17 protein-coding genes are annotated in these 24428 nt (G+C 46.2%); 10 read left to right on the top strand and 7 right to left on the bottom strand.

Annotated elements, in window-relative coordinates:
• The first annotated feature begins 77 nt into the window (after positions 1-77).
• Complete coding sequence (locus GWR21_RS03820; protein WP_162330461.1) at positions 78-1733, top strand: hypothetical protein; 1656 nt, start codon at positions 78-80, stop codon at positions 1731-1733.
• Positions 1734-1998: 265 nt separating this feature from the next.
• Positions 1999-2976: a terpene synthase family protein gene (locus tag GWR21_RS03815; RefSeq protein WP_162330460.1), complete on the top strand. Its 978-nt coding sequence runs from the start codon at positions 1999-2001 to the stop codon at positions 2974-2976.
• Between the two features lie 30 nt (positions 2977-3006).
• Here GWR21_RS03815 and GWR21_RS03810 read toward each other — a convergent pair whose 3' ends face one another.
• Positions 3007-4803, bottom strand: a complete 1797-nt coding sequence (locus tag GWR21_RS03810) for an ATP-binding protein (RefSeq protein WP_162330459.1) — start codon at positions 4801-4803, stop codon at positions 3007-3009.
• 223 nt (positions 4804-5026) lie between these two features.
• Positions 5027-6190: a cytochrome P450 gene (locus GWR21_RS03805; protein WP_162330458.1), complete on the bottom strand. Its 1164-nt coding sequence runs from the start codon at positions 6188-6190 to the stop codon at positions 5027-5029.
• Between the two features lie 221 nt (positions 6191-6411).
• On the opposite strand from GWR21_RS03805, the gene GWR21_RS03800 reads away from it, so the two are divergent.
• Positions 6412-6771, top strand: a complete 360-nt coding sequence (locus tag GWR21_RS03800) for a hypothetical protein (RefSeq protein ID WP_162330457.1) — start codon at positions 6412-6414, stop codon at positions 6769-6771.
• Positions 6772-6943: 172 nt separating this feature from the next.
• Here GWR21_RS03800 and GWR21_RS03795 read toward each other — a convergent pair whose 3' ends face one another.
• From GWR21_RS03795 to GWR21_RS03785, 3 genes are all read right to left on the bottom strand, one after another.
• Entirely contained in the window at positions 6944-8449 is a 1506-nt protein-coding gene (locus GWR21_RS03795; RefSeq protein WP_162330456.1) for a retron St85 family RNA-directed DNA polymerase, read from the bottom strand.
• A gap of 445 nt (positions 8450-8894) precedes the next feature.
• Entirely contained in the window at positions 8895-10553 is a 1659-nt protein-coding gene (locus GWR21_RS03790; RefSeq protein WP_162330455.1) for an SWIM zinc finger family protein, read from the bottom strand.
• A gap of 10 nt (positions 10554-10563) precedes the next feature.
• Positions 10564-13782, bottom strand: coding sequence for a hypothetical protein (locus GWR21_RS03785; RefSeq protein ID WP_162330454.1), 3219 nt, complete (start codon positions 13780-13782; stop codon positions 10564-10566).
• Between the two features lie 170 nt (positions 13783-13952).
• On the opposite strand from GWR21_RS03785, the gene GWR21_RS03780 reads away from it, so the two are divergent.
• Positions 13953-14351: a DoxX family membrane protein gene (locus GWR21_RS03780; protein ID WP_162330453.1), complete on the top strand. Its 399-nt coding sequence runs from the start codon at positions 13953-13955 to the stop codon at positions 14349-14351.
• A gap of 3 nt (positions 14352-14354) precedes the next feature.
• Positions 14355-15296 (top strand): polysaccharide deacetylase family protein, encoded by a 942-nt coding sequence (locus GWR21_RS03775; protein ID WP_162330452.1) that lies wholly within the window; start codon positions 14355-14357, stop codon positions 15294-15296.
• Between the two features lie 107 nt (positions 15297-15403).
• On the opposite strand, the gene GWR21_RS03770 is transcribed toward GWR21_RS03775, so the two are convergent.
• Entirely contained in the window at positions 15404-15856 is a 453-nt protein-coding gene (locus tag GWR21_RS03770; protein ID WP_162330451.1) for a YhcH/YjgK/YiaL family protein, read from the bottom strand.
• A gap of 105 nt (positions 15857-15961) precedes the next feature.
• Here GWR21_RS03770 and GWR21_RS03765 point away from each other — a divergent pair, with 105 nt between their 5' ends.
• The 5 genes from GWR21_RS03765 to GWR21_RS03745 all read left to right on the top strand — a co-directional run bounded on the left by GWR21_RS03765 (position 15962) and on the right by GWR21_RS03745 (position 23444).
• Entirely contained in the window at positions 15962-17398 is a 1437-nt protein-coding gene (locus GWR21_RS03765) for a sensor histidine kinase (protein ID WP_162330450.1), read from the top strand.
• Complete coding sequence (locus GWR21_RS03760; RefSeq protein ID WP_162330449.1) at positions 17370-18068, top strand: response regulator transcription factor; 699 nt, start codon at positions 17370-17372, stop codon at positions 18066-18068. Before GWR21_RS03765 ends, GWR21_RS03760 begins: the two co-directional genes overlap by 29 nt.
• Positions 18069-18161: 93 nt before the next feature.
• Positions 18162-20720 (top strand): outer membrane beta-barrel protein, encoded by a 2559-nt coding sequence (locus GWR21_RS03755; protein ID WP_162330448.1) that lies wholly within the window; start codon positions 18162-18164, stop codon positions 20718-20720.
• Between the two features lie 6 nt (positions 20721-20726).
• Complete coding sequence (locus GWR21_RS03750; RefSeq protein ID WP_162330447.1) at positions 20727-21413, top strand: GLPGLI family protein; 687 nt, start codon at positions 20727-20729, stop codon at positions 21411-21413.
• A gap of 1449 nt (positions 21414-22862) precedes the next feature.
• On the top strand, positions 22863-23444 hold the full coding sequence (locus tag GWR21_RS03745) for an NADPH-dependent FMN reductase (protein WP_162330446.1): 582 nt from the start codon (positions 22863-22865) through the stop codon (positions 23442-23444).
• Here GWR21_RS03745 and GWR21_RS03740 read toward each other — a convergent pair.
• Positions 23395-24402: an outer membrane beta-barrel protein gene (locus tag GWR21_RS03740; RefSeq protein ID WP_262888483.1), complete on the bottom strand. Its 1008-nt coding sequence runs from the start codon at positions 24400-24402 to the stop codon at positions 23395-23397. The two genes, GWR21_RS03745 and GWR21_RS03740, sit on opposite strands and share 50 nt — an antisense overlap.
• Between the last annotated feature and the right edge of the window lie 26 nt (positions 24403-24428).

Here is a 24428-nt window from a genome sequence, read left to right as displayed (position 1 = left end):
GGTAAGCATTTTATGGAGCAGTCCGACACACATTTAAAAAATATTATATCTTTACTATCAGAACGATACTTTAACCTATGAGATACTTACGGACGGGCATGGGCCTGTTTTTCCTCCTATTTGCCAGTCAATCCTATGCACAGGCACCGACGCAGGCACCTACTGTACAGCTGAGCGCCACATTTCCAGAACCCGGAGAAGGCTTCGACAAGTTATTACTTTTGCAAGGTGGAAATACAGTTTACCTGCATTTCGATAAGAAACAGGGGATCGTTGTAAACGTATACAATGACCAGCGGGCTGTCATCGCTACAGACGCTGTCAAAGGACAGTTGTGGGATGCGTCCGGACTGAACGACACTGAGATTGACGGCATATTCGCTATTAATAACCAGGTGGTGATCTTCCTGCAACAGCTGGTAAAGTATAAACCCAACCTTTACAGGCTGGTACTGGATGGTACCACCGGAAAACTGGTGAAGGAAGATAAGCTGGGAGAACTGTCTACGGTGTTACACAGAGATGTAGCTGTACAGGATAACTTCGCTTCTCATGACTTTCACGTATCTGTAGATGCAGCTACCGGTTACTATGCCGTTGCCGCATTTACCGGTGGCGAGCTTCAGCGGAAGGAATCGCCGTCAGAAAGAGCCCTGATCACTCACTATACGCCTGATCATCAGCTGCTCAGACAAAAATATTACACCTTTTCGGGAGATAACTACCCTTACCTGGCTTACCTGGACATGCTGGTGACTGGTGGCGACAAGATATATCTGGCAACTGCTGCCCTGAACAACAGCCGGAAGAACGGTAAGGATACGAGCGCTGTAGTAGTAATATCAGCACTGGCAAAATCAGACAGTGCTTTTATTCATAGCACACTACCTTATACGGCTAATTTCTCTGATATACACGTATCTCTGCAATATGCAGCTGGCGTTAACATGATACAGGCCCTGCTGACGACGGCCAATAACCAGACAGCTAAAACACCTGTAGCAGCGGCTTATATGAACTATCTCGATGCGGGTACGCTGGAGCTGAAGCGTAATAACGCTGTATCCACTGATAAGATCACGGCTTTTGCGCAGGAGAGGATGAAATATACAGGCGCCTACAGCGGTCAGCCGCAGGCACTGATCACCCATGCAGATGGCAGCAGCACCGTATTGCTGGAGTCTATGAATGCATTCGCCACTAATGGTAGCAGCAATTCATGGAACAAGATGCATACTAACCTGAATGATATCGGTGTGAGCGAGATCGATGCTGCCGGTCGCGAACAGTCAGGTTATGGAATAGTGAAGATGCAGATAGCGAATGGTACTTTTGAACCGCTCTATTTCCAGCGCAGGAAGAAAGGGCAGTGGTTTTTCCGTAACCGTATACAGGTGCTGAATACAACGCCCTACCTGTCGTACGATTATCTGCCTGCCTCTAAAGCGAACTACGTTATATTCAATGACTATCTCGCTTACCTGGACCCGGGTGGCACGACGCTGGACAAGAAACCAATGAGGTATCTGTATGAAGCCAACACGGTTTGTTACAAATGTACGCCAGCCGGTCAGGAAAGACTGTTCCTGTTTGGTACACCAGAGACATACAAAGGGTATTATTGTATGCTGGGTGCATCCGATTACAATGAGCAGAGAACGACGTATGTCACGCTGATGATCACCCGTAAGGGAGAAGATAAGAAAGCCTGCGTGGCGTGGGTGAAATTCTAGTATAATCTTTTTTAGGAAAAGGGCGCTTTCATCTTGTGTGGAAGCGCCTTTTCTGATCACTGTAAGATCGGGTTGACCTCCAGAAAATCCCTGTTTTCGTTGTTTGATTTATTCCCTATAAAGCAGTAATTTCCAATATCAGTACAGTAGCACTGTCGTACAGTGATCAGCAATAAGCCATTAACCGGTACTATTTACTTTGTCATGTATTCACCAGCCCCTGTGTAGTATTCGTTTATTTCTCATTTAAACCACGTATTCAATTATGTACACGCATCAATTGCCGGGCTTATACTGCCCTTTTCCTGCTATTTTAAATCAGTATGTAATAAAAGCGGACAGACACACAACGCTTTGGGTTAAAAGACATCAACTCGTAACCAATGAAGCCACCTGGTCCTATTATCACAAACAACGATTCACCTGGATGGTGGCCAGGATGTTCCCTACTGCCGATCTCAATGCATTGAGCATAGCGGCAGACCTCAATACTTTATTGTTTGTACTCGATGATCAGTTTGATGAACATGGGGAGGGCACAGCACTCATAAAACAGCGGATACAATTTGAACAAATGGTACATTCACTGATCGGTATTATGAAGCACAACCGGCAGGTATCGCTGGAGAGGGGTGGGCCTGTGTTAAGCGCGGTGAGTGATTTCTGGAAACGGATCAGGAAACTGGGAAACCTGGGCTGGCAGGTCAGGTTTATAGAAAGTCTGCAGCAGGCGTTTGCTGCAAACCTCTGGCGTATAGAACAGGTTAGCCGGGGGCAGTTACCTACACTGGAGGCGTATATGAAATGGCGGCCGTTTTTCAGTGGGGCCAATTTCTTTGCCCATCTGCTGGAGGCGATAGAGGGATTCTCATTACCCGACTATGTATTCCTGGATGGCACAGTTAAAAAACTGATCGGGCTTTGCAGCAATACGATCTGCTGGGCTAACGATCTGTTCTCTTTTAACAAGGAGCTGGAACAGGGTGATGAAATGAATATCGTTATGCTGATCCGTAACACAGAAGGATGTACGATGGGGGAAGCGATAGCTGCTGCTGTAATGATACACGATGAGCAGGTAAGGCAATTTGAGCATCTTTCAGCACAGCTGCCATCTTTCGGTGCGGCCACAGATGAGCAGTTAGCACGCTATGTGCGGGCGCTGTCAGTGATGATGAAAGGAAATATTGAGTGGAGCGTGAAAGATACGACAAGGTATCGCTTTACGATGCAGGCGGTATAGGAGATGAACGCTCATCTCTGATAAGGGGGATCAGAGATGAGCGTTAGCCTTCAGATATTTATTTAGCTTAGTTTGTAGTGTTTTGAACTCTATAGGTTTCACCAGGTAATCGTTAGCGCCGGCCAGTAATAGTTCTTCGGCGTTTTCTTTAAATGCGTCACCACTGGCAATAATAACAGGGATATGTTTTAATATGTCGTCGGCCCGTATTTCGGCCAGCGTATCTTTTCCACTGAGCCCCGGAATATGTGAGTCCAGTATGATGATATCTGGCCGGGAAGCTCTTGCAAGTAAGAGGCCCTCCATGCCATCCGCAGCAACGATCGTACGGCTGCCTAAACCATTAAGGAACCTGGACAGGATCAGCTGACTCATTTTATCGTCTTCTATAATAAGAATGCTGGTATCGGTCAGGCTGCCTGCTTCATCGTCTTCTTCATTGTCATGGTGGCCACATAATTCTGCTGCTTCTTCGAGGGGAAGGGTGACGGTGAATGTAGTGCCCTTGCCCATCACGCTGTAGACCTTGATATCACCGCCCATAGATGTGGCCAGGTGACGGGTGATATGTAGTCCAAGACCGGTACCTTCCAGGAAAATGTTCCGCTCCGTGACAAAGGCATCAAAGATGGTGGACAACCTGTCGGCCCGTATTCCTTCGCCCTGGTCAGTCACCTGCAGGCACCATTTGTGGTCCACCTTAAAGACGTCGAGTGTAACGGTACTTTCCTGCTGTGTGAATTTGATAGCGTTGGAAAGGAGATTGTTCAGTGTTTTGGAGAGCAGGACCTTGTCGCCGGTAATGAGCTGTGGCAGCTCTTCTGCAACGGTTGTTCTAATCCGTACTGTTTTAACACTGGCCACATACTGGTGCATATTGACGATACCTTCCAGCCACTCACGTATATTAAAGGCGGCGAGCTGCGGCGTGTCCTGTTTGCCAGCCTCAATACGGGAAAACTCCAGTACGTTGTTGATGATCTCCCGGGTATTGTAACTGGCAGCATACAGATGGTCGGCCAGCTGCCGAATGGGAGCCAGAGATCTGTCCTGCGCTACCTTCAGTTGCAGCAGCTGGCTGATACCGAATATGGCATTGAGAGGGGTACGGATCTCATGGCTTGTCTCCCGTACGAATACTGTTTTGGCGTCAGTGGCTTTGGCAAGTTGCGCGGTTAGTATTTCCAGGTCTCTGTTATGTTCCTTTACGGCTTTGAGCATTTCCTGTACGTGCAGCATTTCCTTTTTACGCAGCCGTTCTATGTTGCGCACATAATAATAGATCACCAGGAGATCGAGCAGCAGGATACTGGGAATAGTGACCCATCGTATGACGAAATGGACGGGGGAATGTTCTTCCGGAGGAACGATCGGAGAAATGAACCGGAAATACATATTGAATTCTCCGGCAAGGAACGCGAAGATAGTCAGTCCTATGCTCAGCACGCGCATAGACTTTTCTCTTTCGAATACCAGGAGGGACAGTCCCACTAGGAAAATGAAAAGCAGATGAACTTCTGTAACACGCCCCATAATGGCACTGTAGTACTGAATACTGACGTTGTTGATAATGATCAGTGCCAGGGCGGCGGCGGTGAACTTTCCGAAGCGGTTGGAAATAATGACGGCAGAGAGCAGTAAAGACTCGATGATCGCGGGCGCGGACATCTCAAAGTTCCACGTAAGAAAATAACAGCCAAACCCGAATACACCTGACATGACGGCTGTCACCAGGGCAAGGGTATTAACAATTTTCACCGATCGTCGTTTGTCTTCATCTGTCACTCTACGGTAGCCAGTTGTAGTAATGTGTTGAAGTAGACTCATGTACCGTTGATTTACAGTTGCGGAACATACTATGATGGACTGCATACAGGTTCCCAGCATGTACTTAGTGCCATTCTATGTTTTCCAATCAGATAAGTGTTCTGCAAGTAGGGTTATGTAATTTGGGGTATTATTAGTTCCACCTGCAATGTACATACAATCGAAAATATATCACTTAGTATAGTGAGTATACTTTTCCATTTTATTTAGTGTTGTCCCACATTTATTTTTGATCAAAGATAATTGGCAGGTCGAGAAACCCGGCTACAATCGTACTTGGATTCCTTGTAGGCATTCCCCCTGGCTTCAGTGTAATGTTCTTCATTTTTTCAAAGATGATCTCAAAAGCGATTTTAGCTTCCATTCTTGCCAGCATGGCGCCTATACAATAATGTGCACCATGGCCAAAGCTGACCATTTTGATATTGTCCCTGTGTATATTGAAAGTCTCCGGATCGTGGAATACGGTGGGATCACGGTTTGCGGCGGACAACCACGCGTTTACCAGGTCGCCCTTTCGGATGAGTTGCCCACCCAGCTCAACATCCATTTTTGCCATACGACACATGCTTTGCACAGGCGGTTGATACCGGAGTACTTCATTCAGGGCTGGGGGTAGATCGGCTATAGTCGTTTGCAGGTGTGCCTGCACATCAGGCATGGTGGCAAAGGTATACATGGCATTAGCCAGAAAGCCGTTGGTCGTCTCATTGCCCGCAATGAGCAGTGCTATACAAAAGGCCAGTGTATCGGGCACGCTCAGCTTTTCCCCGTCAATCTCTGCCTGCAGAAGATGAGAGATCAGATCGGCCTGTGGTGCTTTGGTCCTTTCCTGCAGCAGGGACATAAACAATTGCCCCATTTCCCGTTGCGCCTGAAAATACGCCTCCATACCTATTACCGCAGGATCACCGGAGATGGCATTGATCCAGGCATTTACCTGGTCATGGTCCTGGTTAGGTACACCCAGTAGTTGCGCGGTGACACGACCAGGCAGCGGAATAGAAAATGCTTTCACGAAATCCATTTCCCCTTTTGCTAAGGCAGGCTGCAACAGATCCATACATTCCTGGTGTATCCAGGTTTCCAGTCTGGCCATAATGGCAGGAGCGAAGGCTTTGGTGACCAGTGCACGTAACTGCCGGTGCCGTGGAGGGTCTGTCTGGTTCAGATTGCTGCCAAGGAGATTATCATCAGACTTAGGCATGTATTCATTAGAGAATACTTCATAGTCGCTGAGTACCCGTTGCACATCTCTGTGACGATACACCTGCCAGGCGCCCTGGCCACCAAAGTAAAACCTGAATGCGGGGTCGAAATAAACTGGTTGTTCGTCCTGCATTTGCTGATGCCAGGACGTAGGGGATTTTAACGTAGTTGGAGTCATACGATCTTGGAGTTGTTAATAAACTGGTAATGGTTGTGCCGACAAAGAAATAAGATAAGATTAAAACGAATGTGCCATCGTAAGGCAGACTCACATACACTGGTCTAAAATACTCCAATGTGCCGAAATAATAGTTAACTCGTTGTTAATGAGAGAATTTTCCCGGTACGAATGTGCCTGATAGCAGAAAAAGAAATACATTGCCTGGACAACACCACATTATGAAAGGTTATCTGTTTATTACCGCAGCTGTTATACTCAGCGCTTATGCCTGTCAACAGGCCAGTTCGTCCGCTAATGACAATGATCTGTATGCACTGGCTGATACAGGTTATTACAAACTGACAAATACATTACAGGGCGGCGTATTTGCAAGGACGGAGATATATACGCATCAGCGGGATACGTCGCTTTCCTATGTGAAGGTGTTTAATTTTGATCAACAGATCGCCGCCATACAATTTTACAAGGGGACGAAGAAGCATGGCCCGACGATCACTTATAATGAAAAGGGACAGAAGCAACTGGGTACTTTTTACCGGAATGATACAGCAGTCGATATGCATTCATTTAGTAAATAAAATACCTTAATTTTATTCATAGAGATTTACTGGACCTTCAATCATAACAAAGCCTCGTATATAATATATACGGGGCTTTCCATTTGCCCGAACGGCTGTTTGGGTACTGGTTAAACAAAGCCCCGCATACTGACGTATACGGGGCCTTAAAAATATTGCTGTAAGCGGGGTACTACATTACATCCCACCAGGGCTTTTCTCCATCTTTCGGTTCTTCCTGTGCCGGTGCTACCGGAGGGATCAAGATTGGTGCCGCAGTTGCTGCTGCACGTACCTGTGTTTTCACATCTTCACGCCCCAGGAGCAGCTGCCATTTGGCTTTCAATTGCTGGCCTGCTTCCGGCTTCACCATCTGTACATAGTTAATGTAACCCTCAATGCTATTGACCAGGCTTCCTTTTCCCCATTGCTTACCTTCCAGGCCTGATACGGATATCTGGTGCAGCAGGGCCCTGAATTTCCGGAGAGTTTCCCTGTCAATGCTCAGTTTTTCGTTGACCACTACACCGGTTACTTCTCTTTTATCGCCTTTACGCATGACTTTCAGCTTATCCGGATGGATCACAAAGCCTTCTTCCTTTACGATCTGTTTCACACCCCATATGAGCTTCCCCGCATTATCTCCTGCGGCTTCTTTGGCAGAAAAGGTCATATCGTCCGCGTAACGGGTATAGGCATAGCCAAAACGGCGTGCTAGTCCTTCAAACCTGCGATCCAGTTTGTAGCAAATGATATTGGTAATAGCCGGGCTACACGGTGCGCCCTGTGGCAGATGCCGTTCAGTTGTTGCTACATGGTATTCACGACCGTCAAGGGCAACCTGTTCCACTTCGGGCTCTGTACAGAGTAATGCGAGGATGGTCGCTACCTGCTCACTGTAACCGAACTTGCTGAACAATCCCTTTACGCGTTTATAGGCGATGGTAGGAAAGAAGTCCTTGAGATCGATATTGATCACAATGTCCTGTCCCACGTGATGTGTCGCATTAGTAACGATCGACCTGCCGGGTACGAAACCATGCGCTGACTCACTTAGTTTTACTTTATAGAGGATATTTTCCAGGATCCAGTACTGAGCGGCCTTTAACTGCGGCATAGGCGCCGAGATCAGTCGCTTACCGCCAGACTTCTTGGGTATGTAGAAACGTTTGTAATGGGAGACATTGGCCACCTTTCTGTTAAAAGACAGGAAACGGAGTTTACCAATTGTAATACCCATCGCTGCTGCCAGCGCCAGACCATCATGATAGACAGGGAGTCCTGCTGCTTTCAGTTTCTCTTCATCGGAGACAACCTTGTTCAGGCCTGCGGATACATCCTCGCCCAGGTAGACGATGTTCTTTTCTTTTTCGATAGCCCATTGGGCCGCTCGTTCCTTACGCTTTTCTTCCTTGCGCAACTTGGTTTCGGCTCTTCTGGCTTTTGCAGCTGCCATACGTTGCTGGCGCAAGTCGCTCAGTATCTTTTCCTTATTCCGGTAACGTTGTTGCTCTTCTACCAACTTATTAAGTTCCCTGCGCAATTCACTTTCCCTGCGGATCAATACTTCCGAGGGAGCAGGCATTGCCTGATTTCTTGTCCAGAAACCGAGGCGGGTCATTTCCTCCAGGATCACTTCCTCTTTGGTGGATGATCTGATACGGTCATATAGTTGTTGACGCGTCAATCCTTCTGCCATAATCTTTCAGACGGTTTATTGCTGATAAAAGATAGATCGTTGATAAGTAAGTAAGCGGGAAGTAAAAGGGGAGAAGAGGTTAAACAGGAAAAACGATGTAAAGAGGAAATCGGCCTTCGTGCAAGCCATTGACTAAATCAATCAACTCCAGGGAGGGGCCTACCTAGTGGTGATTTGGAGCCCCTGGGGCTCGTACCGTAAATCACTACTAGGTAGGCCCCTCCCAAAGTAAAGATTGCATTTAGTGAAGCATGATAATGTCATGTTACCTGAGTGACGAAACATCACTCTTCCTGAAACCAGGCGCAAGTGCAATCAATTTCCTCTTTACAAAGAACTGTGTTTTTCTGACCTGAAAGATAGAAAGAAATATTTAAATAACAAATACATATTGTCTTTTTTTATTTTATTTCTTTCTCTTCTCCCGCGCTGCTTCGTATACGGCTTACGCGTTATTATTATTTTTCTGCTGCTCATAGGTCATACGCAGTGCCAGCATATGTTCGCATGGCCCTTTGTATAACTTGTTTGTCAGGTAGTCGTGACAGTCACAATGAGCTGTGCTCATACGCTCATCAGCATCTATCACAATCACGGGATGGTATGTACGACGTGCAGCAGTGATATTGCCTGTAACCTGTAAGCCAACATTAGGAACCTGTTGCGCCGTGCAGGTGATTTTACCTTCTTTCATCAGGCGTGAAGCTGATTCCTCTTTCGGATTGGAGAAACGTAGCTGGTCCAGTGGCAGTGGTTCCCTGCTCAGCTCACGCAGCCGGTAATAGCCGGTATGCAGATCATAGATCACTTTACCTGCCTGTGTATAGATACCAAGTGCGGCTAATACCTGTGGAAGCGTTTGTCCTGTTCTGGCAGCGATCTCTTCTCCCGTTCCCATCCATGTCTCCTGCAGATCACTGTAGACTACCTGTTTGGTCAGATCGCTGACTTCTGCGCGTGGTGCCATCAGATCAAACTGTCCTGCACGGGACCAGTCATTTGCCGTCCATCCGGACAATCCCAGGGTAAATTGCATATCACCCAGGTCAGCAACATAGAAAGATGGCAATCCGCTGCCAGTCAGGTGTACGGTGAATTTCTTTGCCACCGGGATCAGTCGTTCCAGTATCAGTAATCGCCGGCGTCCCCATATACGGATCTCACGGCGCTGCGGGCCGGTATAGATAGATCTGGCACATTCGATCTCTTTGTTCCAGGGCTCGAAGATAGCCTTCACCGGTCTGCCGGGTTCCAGCACAAAACGGATGGAGCGTGGTCCTTTCACTTCTTTAAAGCGGCGCAGCCAGCTACAGAAGTTATATACATCCATCGGGTGCAGATCGAAAGTAGCCGCAGGCAATGTCATGGCAGAACTCACCTGAAGGAAACCGCGTACCCAGCTATCAGGAAGATCAATCTTGACTTCGCGGAACATCTCTTCCTGTGTCGTCTGTACGGAGAATCCGCCTGGATCTACAGAGAAGGTTGTTTCCTTATAATCACGGATCTTTTGAAATTCATTATATAAGTTCGCCGAGTAGTCAATATTGGTCGTACCGCATTTGAACTCGTTCACTTCTTTGAATACGTTATAACTGGCGCTTAATTTGCCATAGGCGGATTCATCCTGACTAAAACACTCAAAGAAGATCTCATCAGGATGCACGCTGATCACCGGGTCCAGTACGAACCAGGCATCCCTGTCTTTTTGATACAGGTGATTGAAATAGGTCTGCCTGGCTTTGTAATAAGGCGCCATGACCTTTTCTTTCTCTTTATAGATATTGTTTAGCTCCTCTCTGAGCGCCTCCATCTGCTGCTGAGCAGCGGCGGCATTAAACTGTCCCATTGCTTCTGCCAGCCACACAGATTCCTGCTGTGCCGCCCATTCCTTGTAGGCGGTTTTATCTTTGGGTTTAAAACGCAGGTCGGATACCACCACATCGTGTAAAGCGGAAATCGCTTCACGGAAGGCAATCTTCTTGCGCAGTTTGCCATTGAAGAAGGTTGGTTCCCTGTGGGTATCGGGAGCGAAAGATATACCCGCCGAAGTGGCGTTGCTGTATACCTCTGTTTGCCCGCTATATCTGTAATTAAATAACATCCTTCAGGGTTTAATATTGTTTCATGGGAATTTCTGAAAAGCGTACCGGTAACAATACATCAGGGTATGCCTGGTGAATATTGCGCATGATACTGATGCAGCGGGCCTTATCGCCGATGGCTACAGTAGCTGAAATATCAGTGATGATACTGCCGATGTATTCGGCTGCTTCTGCGGATCTCACTGCTTCCTTCTCCAGGAAGTTGAAGATCCTTTCTTTGGCAATACGTGCTTTATTCACTCTTGACAACACGGATCTGAAATAATGCTCCATCTCCTTCAGATAAGGAAGGTTATTAGCCGCATAGTTTTCCAGATAGTTTGTTGCAAACTGTTGCATCGTAACGGCCGGGTGCTGGCTGAGCTTCATCAGGTATATGGCACCATCTTCCTCACGGAAGAAGCGGGTGAGTAATTCCCGTCCGAATGCCTGTACTAAGGGATTAACGCTATCAGCGATTGCCACCAGTGACTCCGGAGACCAGTCGCTGGCCTCAAACTGTGTTCGGAAGAAGTTGGCAGCGAATGCACGGGTATCTTCCCAGGTAGCATCGAGGAAAGCCACGGCGGCATCTCTTTCATATCGGATGCGTGCCACATGCTTTTCGAAGAATCGCCAGCTCCATTCCCTGACAGCCAGTAACTCATGATTACCCGCTGCTGTCACCTGCCTGATGGTAAGGTGCTCGGCAGGAATATATTTCTCCAGTACGACCACACCAAATGCCTGTGCAGGGCGGTAGTTGGAATATAGTAAACGTAATGCGGTCGCCTGATCAATATCCTGCAGATGAGCTACCAGCTCATTGCTTAATATAACAGCCAGGTCAGTATGCAGCCCTTCTGACGTTTCTTTCCGCATCAGCAATGGTACTAGTTCGTTGACCAGCCATACAGCCAATTCGCTGTCTTTTTCAGTCAGACGTTTCAATAACGGCCTTACTGCATTTCTGACATCTGTATAAGGCGCCGTACAGGTATATAGTAATAACCCACGGCGCTTAGCCAGTTCCTCTTCACTGAGCGCAGAGAATATATCCACGCCAGCAGCTCTTACCGGTTGGTACGCATGTTCCAGCAGGCCAAGTAACAGGCTGTCCGTAATATGATCCAGTGTGAACTGTTGTTTTTTCAGCAGCAGCAAACGGGCGGCAAATGCCTGTGCAGCAGGTACCTGACCATGTAACAGGTCTTCTATGATCTTGAAGTCAAGGTGTACCAGCGCGCCACCAAAGAATTGTTCCAGGATGCGGCTCGCTTCAGTCAGCTGATCGTTGGCCGCCTGATCTGCTTCTTTAAAAGAAATGATGTAGGCGATCGCTTTGCCAGCGAGCAGTCTTACCTGTTCTTCTGTCAACACTACCTTAGGAAGCTGTTGTACGGCAAAGGCGCGTACATCAGCATACGGACAGAAGATCAGTTCACGCAGGAAGTCAACGTCCGACAGACAAACATCTGGTCGGGCAGCTGCCCACTCCATTGCCTGCTGCCGTGCTTCGGCTGAAAGACTATATAATAATGCCTGGATAATAGGGAGGGAAGGTGCGTTGATATCGAACTTTTCGCGGGCCAGCTGTAGGCCATATCCCTGTGGCAGACTGAATGGATTACCCAGTAGCGCACGGATCACATGCGCGTCCATCCGTTCCTTGAGCGCGTTGTAATCCGGATGTTGCAGTAACTGATGCAGGGCAAAGTCGTGTACCTCATTCATCCGTCCCTTGATCAGCAGTTGCAGGAATGCCTGTGGCAGCTGGCGCCATAAATGGATGTAGGGCACATCACTGTCTGTCTCCTGGTTTTGTTTGATCACCTGTTCCGCTGAGGCAGTAGGCTTTACATCCGTATGTTTGCGGCCACGGAACAGGGAGGCCACTTTCTCGAGCAGGTTCTCTCCTTTACGGGAGCGCTCAACTGGTGGTGTTTGTTTGGTATCCTGAGGATTGATCTTTCTGGACCAATAGGTGCGTGTACTATTGAGTGTAAGATCTTTGGCATTACCCTCCAGGATATAATGAAGTAATACAGCTTCCGGGTTCGCCAGCGTCATCAATGTGACAGTGTCGTAACGGCGGGTTGTTTCATTATAAGAATAAGTATTGTAGCTGTAAGGAGCCTTATTGTGTATCGCAGCATCGTATCGTAACAGTAAGGCTGTTGCCAATCTTACATACTGAATATCATTACGTTTACCCATTAGCTGCAGACGACGCAATACGCGGCGGCGCAGATAAAGACGGGTATTCTTTGTAAAAGCACGGGTGTTATTGCGGCCATAAGGATCGCTCCAGTTATGTTCTTCACGTTCAAAGCGTATAGCCAGGAGCGCAACCAGCTCATGGTCATCCCGTAGTTCTGCCTGTTTGAACAGATGGCGTAAATGCTGGAAATAGTTCCTTTTCAGCGGTAACGCAGTAATAAACTGTAGCAGGACCTCTCTCACCATCGGATTGCCGATACTGACAACATACAGTTCCTCCAGCACAGGGTAAGTAGTTTGCACCAGCAATTTAACGCGTTCAGAGAGCAGTTGTAGCAACTGCGACTTGAGACCATCCTGTATAGCGTGCTGAAAATCAGGGTCCAGGCTTTTTTCAAACTGTGCAATATATTCCTTGCGTGGCGCCTCCGGTAACAATAACAGTAAAGAATGTACGGCTATCTGACGCTGATAATACGGGTACGTGCTATTTTCCGCATAGGCTTTTAGCGTGCCTGCATCGGCTTCGCTACCACAACGACCTAACGCCCATAACGATGCGTAACGCTGCATGGCGTTGTCCCGTTCTATTAGCTTGGTAATAAAAGGGGCTGCTTCCTTCAAACGCAGTTCACCAGCCTTCCAGATCACCCGGGACGTTTTCCATTCAGTCTTGAATTTGGAATTTCTTTTCAGCGCATATTCCAACCTTGCCAGGATGGCTACCTGTACGGGGTCAGTTATACCAGAAGTATCAGGAGCAACAAATTCTGTTACCGGACCAGCATCCTGTTCCGCAGAATATCCTTTGGAGCGTTTTTCCTTTTCAAGAGCATCATAGATAACTGTGGCTGCTGGCAGGTCCACAGGAGATACGGTTTTACTACCTTCTTTCAGGGCGCTTCCCCGCTTACCATAGCGGAAATTAACGATGTATTGTCCGGGACCAACTTCACATAGATCAATCTCGTAGGTCTTGTCCGAATTCCCCTCTCTGAAAAAAAGCTTCGTTTGCTTTACAATTCGCATGAGCTAACAACATTAAAGACGGCGGCCAAAATAAATAATTATTTTTAATATCTGTATAACAATTTATTTGACCCCATCTTAAAAATGTACAAGATTATCCTTTAAATGTACAGGACGCCCGTTCACTGACTGTCCGAACTTTGCTTCATCAACAAAGACAAATTTTTATCATGATCAACAACACTATTGCTTTTCTGTTACTGCGCCTTGCTATTGGCGCCAGTATGTTTGGTCACGGGTTGGTAAGATTACCCAAATTAGATAAGTTCAGCGGCTGGATGGTTGGAAGCTTTAAAGATTCGATGCTACCATCTGCACTTGTCACGCCTTTCAGCTATGCATTGCCGATAGCAGAGTTTCTTATCGGGTTATTGCTGATCATCGGATTAATGACCAGGCAGTCGCTGATTGCAGGAGGTATTGTGATGATACTCCTGATACTTGGTACTACATTAATTGAGAATTGGGAAGCGCTGGTATCTCAACTGTTGCATGTGGCATTCTTTGCAATACTCCTGAGCAACATTTCCTATAACAGTTACGCAATTGATAAACTACTTAAGAAATAATATATGGCTACCAGAAAAGAATTTTTAAAGACAGCCGGTCTGCTGGGTATGGCCGGTATGGTGGGACCTTCCGCATTATCTGCCGCTCCGCTGCAACAACAGAAGAAGCCTGTGTCTTCCTGGGCCGACGGTTCCCGTCTTGTTGTAAGTGTGTCTATGCAGTTCGAAGCAGGTGGACAACCCGTTAATGCGGAAAGTCCCTTTCCCCAGAACATGATCAAAGGATATACAGACCTTCCCTCTGCCACCTGGTACGAATACGGTTACAAGGAAGGTATACCCCGTATGCTTGACAACTGGGATAAATTAGGGATCAAGGTGACGTCTCACATGGTAGGTGCTGCTGTGCTGAAGAACCCTGCGCTGGCGAAAGAGATCGTGCAAAGGGGACACGAAGCGGCCGCACATGGAAGGGACTGGGCTACGCAATATGCAATGTCCTACGAGGAGGAAAAGCAATTTATCCTTGATGGCGTGAAAGCCGTACAGCAGGTAACCGGAGCTACGCCTAAAGGATATAATGCCAATTGGTTACGTCGCGGGGAGAATACACTGAAGATCTTACAGGAATTAGGCTTCACCTACCATATTGATGACCTGAGCCGGGATGAACCCTTTATCATACAGGTAAATGGCAGAGACTTTGCTGTAGTGCCTTATACGCTTCGCAACAATGACATCGTGCTGATCTCCGGTCAATGGTATTCTTCAGATCAGTTCCTGCAGCAGGTAAAAATGGAGTTTGACCAGCTATATGCGGAATCGGCCTATCGCAGAAGGATGATGTCAGTCAGCTTCCATGACCGTATAGGTGGTACACCACAGATGGTGAAGGCGGCAACGGAATTGTTTACCTATATGCAGAAGCATAAAGGCGTGATATTCAAAAGGAAAGACGATATTGCGGAAATGGCATTGAACGATAAAACCACTATCCGTGAATAAATAATTCAGATCATAGCCTGCCAGACATTAGTTGCTTATTAAAACTAAAAAAGACACCGTCCTATTGAGGGACGGCGTCTTCACTTATGTAAAAAGATCAGTTGCTGCTATATGCTTACCTTCATCACTACCTTCTTCACACTCACCGGTTCGTTTACCTTAATGTTTGGCATATGAAGATCAGTCGGGAAGAAGATCGCAAACATACCTTGTTGTAATTTTGAGAAGAACACGGGTGCTTCGGCAAACAGCATAAAGTCTTCTTCTTCGCTATAGGGCTTGGAAGGTATTTGCTCTTGCAGGAAGTCATGACCGATCAGTTCTTCTCCACGAACGATATACTGAATGTCTATATACTTTTTATGAGACTCCATCTGCTCACCAGTAGTTGGTATGGTGTCATACTCATTTACAATGGCAATAATAGCAGTACCATCAATTTCATAACGGCCTTTCTCTACTTTGGAGAAATCAGTTTCCTGCAGATACTGGAAGGCTTTTACGAATTTTGGTCCCAGGGCGTGGTAATGCGCTGCATGCTGTAAGGTATCGATAATCATGTAATTCTGTTATGCTGCGGCAAGATACGACGGAATGCGAACAAACGTTAATGATTGTTAAAGAATCCGGAGAAGAATGGATGAGAAAGCTACATTTGCCAGACTATGGGTAAAGTTAGCAGAAGGATATGGTGGATCGCCACCCCCGCTTTACTGGCGGCATTGCTGTTCCAGTTATTCTGGCTCAGACAAACCTATCGCGCGCAGCAGGAAGCATTTATTGCCACGGCAACGGAAGCATTTCACAATGCCTATGATAATTCCATCATTATTACGGCCAGGCTTAGAGCCGGAGATAGTGCCACAGAAAAAAGCCGGTATGCGGTAAAGACGACTATTGATGTAGAGGGGGATGATATGGAAGGTCTGTTTTCAGCAGGTAAGGGAGATATCACCTTATCAGACACCCTGACAGCTTCTGATCACGCCACGATGGTACGTAAGAATATCCGTCTGGATACAGCTGCTACCATTGAAGACTCGTCAGCCCTGGCACACTTCGTATCCAATATCTTCTCTTCTTTTACAGATGTCATCCCCCAGGAAGATACACTGAAGCGTTACTACAAAGCAGAACTTAATAAGAGAGATATTCCATTGATATTCAGTCTGCTACTAGAGACTAATACAATAGATACCGTCAATAAGAGACCACATGTTCTGATCCGCCCTGGTATGAAAAGCCAGGAGCGTATTGCGGGCGTACAATTTTCCGGATTGAGCGGCTACCTGCTAAGGAAAATGAGCAGTGCGATTATCCTCTCTGTATTCATTGTGGTGCTGATCATAGGCTGCATCTGGATACTATGGCGCATTATTATCCGCCAGGAAAGGCTGGATAGCATGAAACGGGAGTTTATCAGCCATGTCACGCACGAACTGAAAACGCCGGTATCTATTCTGCAGGCCACCAATGAAGCGTTGCTCAGTTTCCGGGGAATGCAGGATGCGGAGAAGACCGCCCGCTATCTGCGCCACTCCCGGGCCGAACTGAACCGGTTACAGGACCTGATCGACAAGATCATGCAGGTGAGCCGGGAGGAGCAGGAACATCAGCCTTTGCGGATAGTAGGTACCGATATTGGTACCCTGATAGATGATACCGTCAACCGTTTCGCACATTTATCACAGGTAATGATCAGGCAGGAGCTGGAGATTACCAGCCCTCAGTTATATACCGATCCATCTGCCTTTACTACTATCCTTACTAACCTCATAGATAATGCGGTGAAATACAATGATAAGCCATCCCGGGAAGTGCTGGTCGCTGCCAGGGAATATCCCGGACATTACAGCATCAGTGTAAAGGATAACGGAAATGGCATTGAAAAACAACACTTTCCGTATTTGTATGACAAGTTCTATCGCGTTGTGCAGGGCGACCGCCATGATATCAAGGGCTACGGTCTGGGACTGAGTCATGTCAAGGCTTTGCTGGAACAACTCGGTGGTAGTATGTCTATTGTCAGCAGTCCTGGCAATGGTAGTACCTTTACTTTCCAACTTCCGAAATATGAAAAAGATCAGGTTACTACTGGTTGAAGATGAAATAGTACTGGCGGGCGTAGTGAAGGAAACCCTTGAAGCAAGTGGATTTCAGATCAGTCATGCAGAAAATGGTCAACAGGGTTGGGAACAGTATTTGTCGTTCCGTCCGGACCTCTGTGTAGTAGATATTATGATGCCGCGTAAAGACGGCCTTTCGCTTGTGAAGGATATACGCGCTGTAGACGAGCATACCCCCATTATCTTCCTAACTGCCAAGAGTGAAACGCAGGATGTGATAAAAGGTCTGCAGACTGGCGCAGACGATTATATTAAAAAGCCTTTTAGCATTGAAGAGCTGATATTACGGATCAGGACCCTCCTGAAGCGTAGCCAGTTATTTGTGCCTGCCGCACCCGCATCTGTAAATAATGACGTCTATCTCATTGGTAACTATACGTTTGACTACAACCGGCAGGAGCTGCGGCATGAAAAAGAGCAGATCCGGTTGTCCCTGCGGGAATCAGATATCCTGAAAATGCTGGTGGAAAAGGCGAATATCACCACCCATCGTAAGAACATCCTGCTGGAACTGTGGGGCGACGACAATTTCTTCAACGCCCGTAACATGGACGTATATATCAGTAAGATCAGGAAATATCTGCAGCACGATCCATCTGTCCAGCTGATCAATGTCAGGGGACTTGGGTACAAACTGGTCTTTTAGACATATTAACAGTCATTAACTATATAACAAGGTTCGTTAACCCGATTGCCTTCATTCCGTGGATACATTTGTTCCGTTATCAACAATGTGCCCATGCGAAACTTTACCGCTTTTCTTATTACCGGCCTACTCTTTACTGCTCACAGTTATGGACAGACGAAAGGCACACCGTCAGCTGATACTGCTATCAAAATAAAGAACCTGAAGGAAGTGGTAGTAGAAAGCCGTCCGCCGGTGCGTATGAAAGGTGATACGGTGGAATATAACGCCTCGCAATATAAAACCAGGGACAATGCGGTGGTGGAAGACCTGCTAAAGAAACTTCCGGGGGTGAAGGTCGACCAGAGCGGGAATATTATCGCGCAGGGAGAAACGGTCGGAAAGATCCTGGTAGATGGCAAGGAGTTCTTCGGAAATGACCCTGCTATTGCCACAAAAAATCTTCCTGCTGATATGGTCGATAAGATCCAGGTGCTGGATAAAATGAGCGACCAGGAAGAGTTTACAGGGATTGATGATGGCAATAAAGTGAAAACCATTAATATCGTTACAAAGAAAGACCGCAAGAGGGGGTATTTTGGAAACGTTTCTGCCGGAGCTGGTCCGGATGGTAAATATGAAGGTGGCATAAACATCAACAGCTTTGCCGGACAACAGCAATTCTCTGTGCTGTTTAAAGCTAATAACGTCAATAAGTCCGGTTTTTCGGCGTCAGAGCTGATCAGGATGCTTAGTTCGAATCCGGAGTTGTTTAATAACCTGCCTGCTGCAGCAATTGCGGAACTCAGTAAAATGAAAGGCGTTCATATCAACAGTGATGATCCCGCAGAAAGGGCGGAACTCACCCGACCAACGGGATTGAATAATACCCAGTATGGTGGTGTCAATTACAACAATGACTGGTCGGATGCGTTGAAGTTACGCAGCAGTTACTTCTATAACCGTTTTACATCTGCGAACCGGTATAACTATAACAGACATTATCAGTTGCCTGATACTGTCTATAAGTATCTTCAGCAGGGTCGCTCGTTACAGGCGAATATCAACCACCAGGTAAATACCTCGCTTGATGTGAAATTTAATAAATACAATTCGCTGAAGATATCACCCGCCTTCAACAGTAGCACTACAGAGCTGTCCAGTCTGCGGGATTATACTTCCACAACGGTTGATGGTAAACAGCTTCTTAATGCCGGTATGCAGCAGCTGACCAGTCACACAGCTAATAATAATTTCACGGCAGATGTGCTGTACCGTCACCGCTTTCATAAACCTGGCCGCACAATCTCAATGACAGTTACACCACAATACCTGCAGTTGAAGAATAGCAGTCTGAATGTCTCGCGTAACCAATACATCAATCTGCACGCAGAAGATACTCTTGATCAGGCGATTGCGGGAAACTCAACAACTTATTCCCTCAATAACAAGCTTATCTATACGGAGCAGCTTTCACGGCATACAGCCTTGCGATTGACTGAGCAACTGAATGTCAGCAAGGGAGATTATGAACAACTGGCGCGTAATTACAATCATGCGGACGGCACTTATAGTCTTCCGGATTTCCGGTATAGTGATAGGTATGAGAATACCATTATCAGGAACGTGTCAGATGTTTCTATTGCCGGAAACTATAAGCGACTCAATTATACAGTGGGTGTGAGCCTGGAAAACAGTACACAGGAAGCCCGCTCGGATGACAGGCAATATGCGCTCTCAGGCAGTTATAATACCTTCTTACCACACCTGTATGCCCGGTATCGTTTTGCTAAGACAAGGCATCTGAGAATGCAATATGTGAGTCAGGTGTCTTTGCCAGGTATAAGCCAGTTGCGGCCAATAGAAGATATCAGTGACCCGCTGTATATCAGAAAAGGTACACCCGGACTGCGTCAGGCAGTGAATCATGAGGTGTCCCTGGCATATCTGTCGAATAATATGTACCGAAGCACTTTCACAAACATTCAGCTTCGTCTCTCTACTACCCATCATCAGTTCACGGATGGTTATACTACTGATAGTGCCGGTAAACAGATTATATCACCCGTTAATGCGAACGGCTACTATAGTGGAAGTTTGCATGGAGAGTATTCCTTTCCGCTAATGGGGAATGGTTCTTCCCTAACAATGGGGACGCAACTGGCATATAACAGATTTCCCAGTTACTTCAATGCGATGGCAGATATGATTCGCCAATGGACGGTAACGCCAGATCTCAATCTTAATTATTATCCGGTTAACAGCCTGACTATCAATCTCAGGGGGAATGCCAGCTGGAGCAAAAGAAGCAGTGAGTTTAATAAGGCTTCCGATCAGCAGTACTGGTTTTTCAATTACGCGTTGGAGACGATCGCTACACTTCCCTGGAGCATGAGTATGGAAGCCGGAATAGATTGTTATACTACCACCGGGTTGAATGCGGCATACAATAATACGGTCGCTTTACTTAATACTGCTCTTATCAAAGATATCGGTGGCAGATATGCACTTCGCCTGGAGGCAAGGGATCTGCTCAATCAGAACAACAGCTTTAACCGCATTTCCCGTAATGGCTATACGGAAGATCGTCAGAATGTAGTACAGGGTCGCTACTATATGCTAAGTCTGATCTATAAAGTCCGAAATTTTAAAAAACAACCACCAATAAATTAAACACATATGAATAACATGCTCCGTTTATTAGCACTGGCGTTTTGTATTACCATCACCTGGATCCAGGCATACGCTCAGGACAAAACACAGGGACAGATACACTATGAACTGACCTATAATATCCATGCTAACCTGAAACCGGATCAGATGCAGTATAAGGACCTGATACCTGCCACAGTGGTCGAACAGGCAGAATTGATCTATAATGGACAGCGGCTGAAATCATTCTTTGTTGATGCGATAGAGAAAGAAGACGAAGGTGTCAATACCAATATCCGTGTAGCGACTGAAGAAGGAAATGAACGATATATAGACATCGATAGTAATAAGGTTTGGTGGATAGACAAGGCGAAGACGCCTCAGGTGCTGGTAGAGAAATCTCTTGAGGTGAAGAAGGATGATAAGATACAGGAATCGGAGGAAACCCGGGTGATACTTAGCTATACCTGTAGAAAGCGGGTGGTGAAGCCGAAAAAGGATGATGCCCTGACGATTTGGTATACTACTGACCTGCCATTGAAAGCCGGTACTCCTTTTGGGGGTTTCACCGGACCGGGGGTAATCCTGGCAATGGAAAGTAAACGCGTCAGTTTCAAAGCAACCAGCATTGATTTTGTACCGGTGGCGGAAAAAGATGTCACTCCCCCTGGTGGCATGAAGATAGTGAAAACGCAGGACCACTCTGCAAAGTAGCGACCACGAGGGGCAGGAGGGAAGGGTTTAACCCTTTCAGAGCCTGTCCCTTTCATCTTGCAAACAGCAAGTGCAAAAATCGAAGAAAAGAGACTGGCCACCTGCATGAGCGGTTCACTAAAAAACATATAAAGAGGTTAAATATGCAGGATAACAGGAGAGGAGCCCGCCCACGGAGATAGTTGCATTTGGTCAGTAGTACTGCGTTAAAATCACTTAAAACTGGCGTAACTTTCAAATAGCCGCCATTTTCTTATCAGCGCTGAATAATACAGATGAAATGAACGCGTTTTTATACAATCATACGTGTACATAAATCCTACATAGTCGCAATCAGCAAGATTGAGGGAATTGAAGGCAACGAAATATTTATCCAGTCAAACCGGATACAATTAGCTGAAATTATCATGATTCGGGTGATCGAACAGGTTGTGAAAAATAAGCTGTGGGACAAGATCAGGTTTTCCTGATCAGGCACCGCTTTTTTTCTTATGACCATCCATTCTCGCATGGACGGATTTAAAACTACTTACCAGATCTGGGTCCAGATCTAAATCCTGCAATAACAAAATTCTAAACAAATGAATTAAATCCAAATAACGAGGACAAATGCTATAGGAGGGATTTCTATTTAATACTATTTAACATAATATAAATTATTCGATATAAATACTGCAATAAAAATAGAAGTTATTAAATAGCATTTGGGATCCACGGATAATAGATCTTATGTAAGTTATAAAAAGTCACCGCGGACTGCATTACGTGAATCTTTTCCTTTCGCATCCGAATAGAATTGTTTCAGTAGTATTTTTTACATACTTATAAAAGCGATTATGTTGGGTAATTTGCAGGGTGTTGGCTTTTGAGTAATTGTAAGCAGGTCTATTTAGTTCCCGAGAATTGCATATACATTCGTTATTCTGGCGTTATCGCTTATATTTAATCCTTAACGCGCTGTAAGAGCTTGAGGTGATTTATACAAATATCAACTCAGCACATTTATTGATCCATTCACCTAAACACCACAGGACTATACCTAAAGCGTAGAATAATTGTCATGATTGCACTATTAATTCCTGTATTCATATTTTTTGTTCATTCTACTGAGAATGAACAAAGCTGGAACTCCCAGCTCTGCTGCAAATACTGATGCCGATCCAATACCAGGGTTTATATCAGATGATCCGATACCAGGGTTTATATCAAACGATCCAATACCATGTACAGATTTTTATCCTTCAAGCGACAGCCTGCCGGATCAGCAGATTTCGCCGTCAGACTTGAATAGCGGCTTAGGTTGTGATACCATATCAACCGGCTACACAACAGAATAAATAGTGCATAGCATATACATGGAAATATATTTATCCGGTCCGTACAAGATGGATATTTACAATTAGCTGTAACTTGATGCCCTAAACATTGAACAAAAATCTGGTAACAGGTATGGCATTTAGAATTCTGGGTATATCCGGTAGTTTACGGACATCTTCTTCAAATACTGCGTTACTGAGGGCTTGCGCGAACATTGCGCCGAAAGGTGTGGAAATTTCACTTTATGAGGGGCTGGATAAATTACCATATTTCAGTCCGGAACTTGATACACCAGCATCAGTAGCTTCTGCGACTGTAAAGCATCTCAGGCAACAGGTGCGGGGTGCAGATGCTGTAATATTCAGTACGCCCGAATATGCTTTTGGCATGCCAGGCGTACTGAAGAATGCATTGGATTGGCTGGTATCTTCTGCTGACTTGATGCATAAACCGACAGGAGTGATCAGCGCTTCCCCACTTGCTACGGGCGGTGAAAAAGCACATGCTTCGCTTTTACAGACACTGACTGTCATGACAGCGGCTATCAAAAAGGAATATAAACTGATCATACCACTGATACGCACTAAAATAGACGCCGAAGGACAGCTGATAGATCCATTGCTGGAAAGGTCTTTAGCTACACTGATAACGGACCTTGCAGCGACTAAAAACGCCAGCGGAGACCAACATTCCCACCAAGACCGCCAATATTAATGTAGGATTTCAGTTCATTTGCAGGCTTGCTGTCGTCTTTATAACTTACTTCCGCACCTTGCTGACCAACCGGGGTATTAGAGCTCTGATCAAGCGTAGTCACATACTTGGTGTGGCGTTCAGCCGTAGACAGATCATCGACTCCACGATGCTGTGTAGAGATCACGGCTCCATTTGCCGGATTGATCAATGCTACCGTTTCGTCATAGACTGTAACTTCTTTTTCCTTGCTACGTACCGGAATATTGCGATACTCTGCTTCAACAATAATGTCCAGCTTATTAGCAACCGGGAAGGCAACACCCAGCGCTCCCTGGAACCCTAATGTAACATTCGGTTTCACTTTTTCATTTCGGTGTACGTTCAGTTGTGTCCTTACCGTTTGGCCGCCGACAGCAGCTGTTCCACTGCGACTTGCATCCGTTTCTATGTTCAGGCGCCCCCATAAAGGAACAACCAGGCCGAAACGAACATACGGGTTGACCTTTTTCAATCCTGGGCTCATGACTACACCTGGAGCAAAATCAATCGCATCAACATACCCATGTGACTCTACCTTTCCAACAGTTGTGCTGGTGTTGATCACTGTAGTCTCTTCACGTGTCATCAGATTTTTCTTGCTACGGTAATAGTTAAATGTTCCTTCAACGGCGATATACTGATTAATGTTCCAGCCGAAGGAGAGTCTTCCCCTCCCACCGGCTCCGTACGATCCCGTCAATACTTTTTCCGAAACTGTTACAGATGCTCCGGTAGCAGGATTAAATACCAGGCGTTCATCATGTGGCTCGTAGCTGCCAACCTTGGGGAACTGCCCGGGGAACACGCTAAAATAATAACCACCTGCGATTTTTACATAGAACCTTGACATAGATGGAGACTTAACATCCTGAGCCTGGGTTACTTGTGAGGAAGCAATAGCGCAAAGCGCGCAGAATAGGGCTGCACTTTTTTTCATAATGGAATTTTTGGATCAACTATACT

The organism is Chitinophaga agri, assembly GCF_010093065.1.
Classification (GTDB): Bacteria; Bacteroidota; Bacteroidia; order Chitinophagales; family Chitinophagaceae; genus Chitinophaga; species Chitinophaga agri.
Note: the sequence above shows the minus strand (reverse complement) of the source record. Positions and strands in the feature narration are given on the sequence as shown.

Coding starts and splice junctions, on each gene's coding strand:
- GWR21_RS03810 (WP_162330459.1), bottom strand. CDS start 4,803: ATGAGTCTACTTCAACACATTACTACAACTGGCTACCGTAGAGTGACA.
- GWR21_RS03760 (WP_162330449.1), top strand. CDS start 17,370: ATGAAAAAGATCAGGTTACTACTGGTTGAAGATGAAATAGTACTGGCG.
- GWR21_RS03770 (WP_162330451.1), bottom strand. CDS start 15,856: ATGATTATCGATACCTTACAGCATGCAGCGCATTACCACGCCCTGGGA.
- GWR21_RS03745 (WP_162330446.1), top strand. CDS start 22,863: ATGGCATTTAGAATTCTGGGTATATCCGGTAGTTTACGGACATCTTCT.
- GWR21_RS03805 (WP_162330458.1), bottom strand. CDS start 6,190: ATGACTCCAACTACGTTAAAATCCCCTACGTCCTGGCATCAGCAAATG.
- GWR21_RS03800 (WP_162330457.1), top strand. CDS start 6,412: ATGAAAGGTTATCTGTTTATTACCGCAGCTGTTATACTCAGCGCTTAT.
- GWR21_RS03795 (WP_162330456.1), bottom strand. CDS start 8,449: ATGGCAGAAGGATTGACGCGTCAACAACTATATGACCGTATCAGATCA.
- GWR21_RS03765 (WP_162330450.1), top strand. CDS start 15,962: ATGGGTAAAGTTAGCAGAAGGATATGGTGGATCGCCACCCCCGCTTTA.
- GWR21_RS03820 (WP_162330461.1), top strand. CDS start 78: ATGAGATACTTACGGACGGGCATGGGCCTGTTTTTCCTCCTATTTGCC.
- GWR21_RS03775 (WP_162330452.1), top strand. CDS start 14,355: ATGGCTACCAGAAAAGAATTTTTAAAGACAGCCGGTCTGCTGGGTATG.
- GWR21_RS03790 (WP_162330455.1), bottom strand. CDS start 10,553: ATGTTATTTAATTACAGATATAGCGGGCAAACAGAGGTATACAGCAAC.
- GWR21_RS03740 (WP_262888483.1), bottom strand. CDS start 24,402: ATGAAAAAAAGTGCAGCCCTATTCTGCGCGCTTTGCGCTATTGCTTCC.
- GWR21_RS03750 (WP_162330447.1), top strand. CDS start 20,727: ATGAATAACATGCTCCGTTTATTAGCACTGGCGTTTTGTATTACCATC.
- GWR21_RS03815 (WP_162330460.1), top strand. CDS start 1,999: ATGTACACGCATCAATTGCCGGGCTTATACTGCCCTTTTCCTGCTATT.
- GWR21_RS03780 (WP_162330453.1), top strand. CDS start 13,953: ATGATCAACAACACTATTGCTTTTCTGTTACTGCGCCTTGCTATTGGC.
- GWR21_RS03785 (WP_162330454.1), bottom strand. CDS start 13,782: ATGCGAATTGTAAAGCAAACGAAGCTTTTTTTCAGAGAGGGGAATTCG.
- GWR21_RS03755 (WP_162330448.1), top strand. CDS start 18,162: ATGCGAAACTTTACCGCTTTTCTTATTACCGGCCTACTCTTTACTGCT.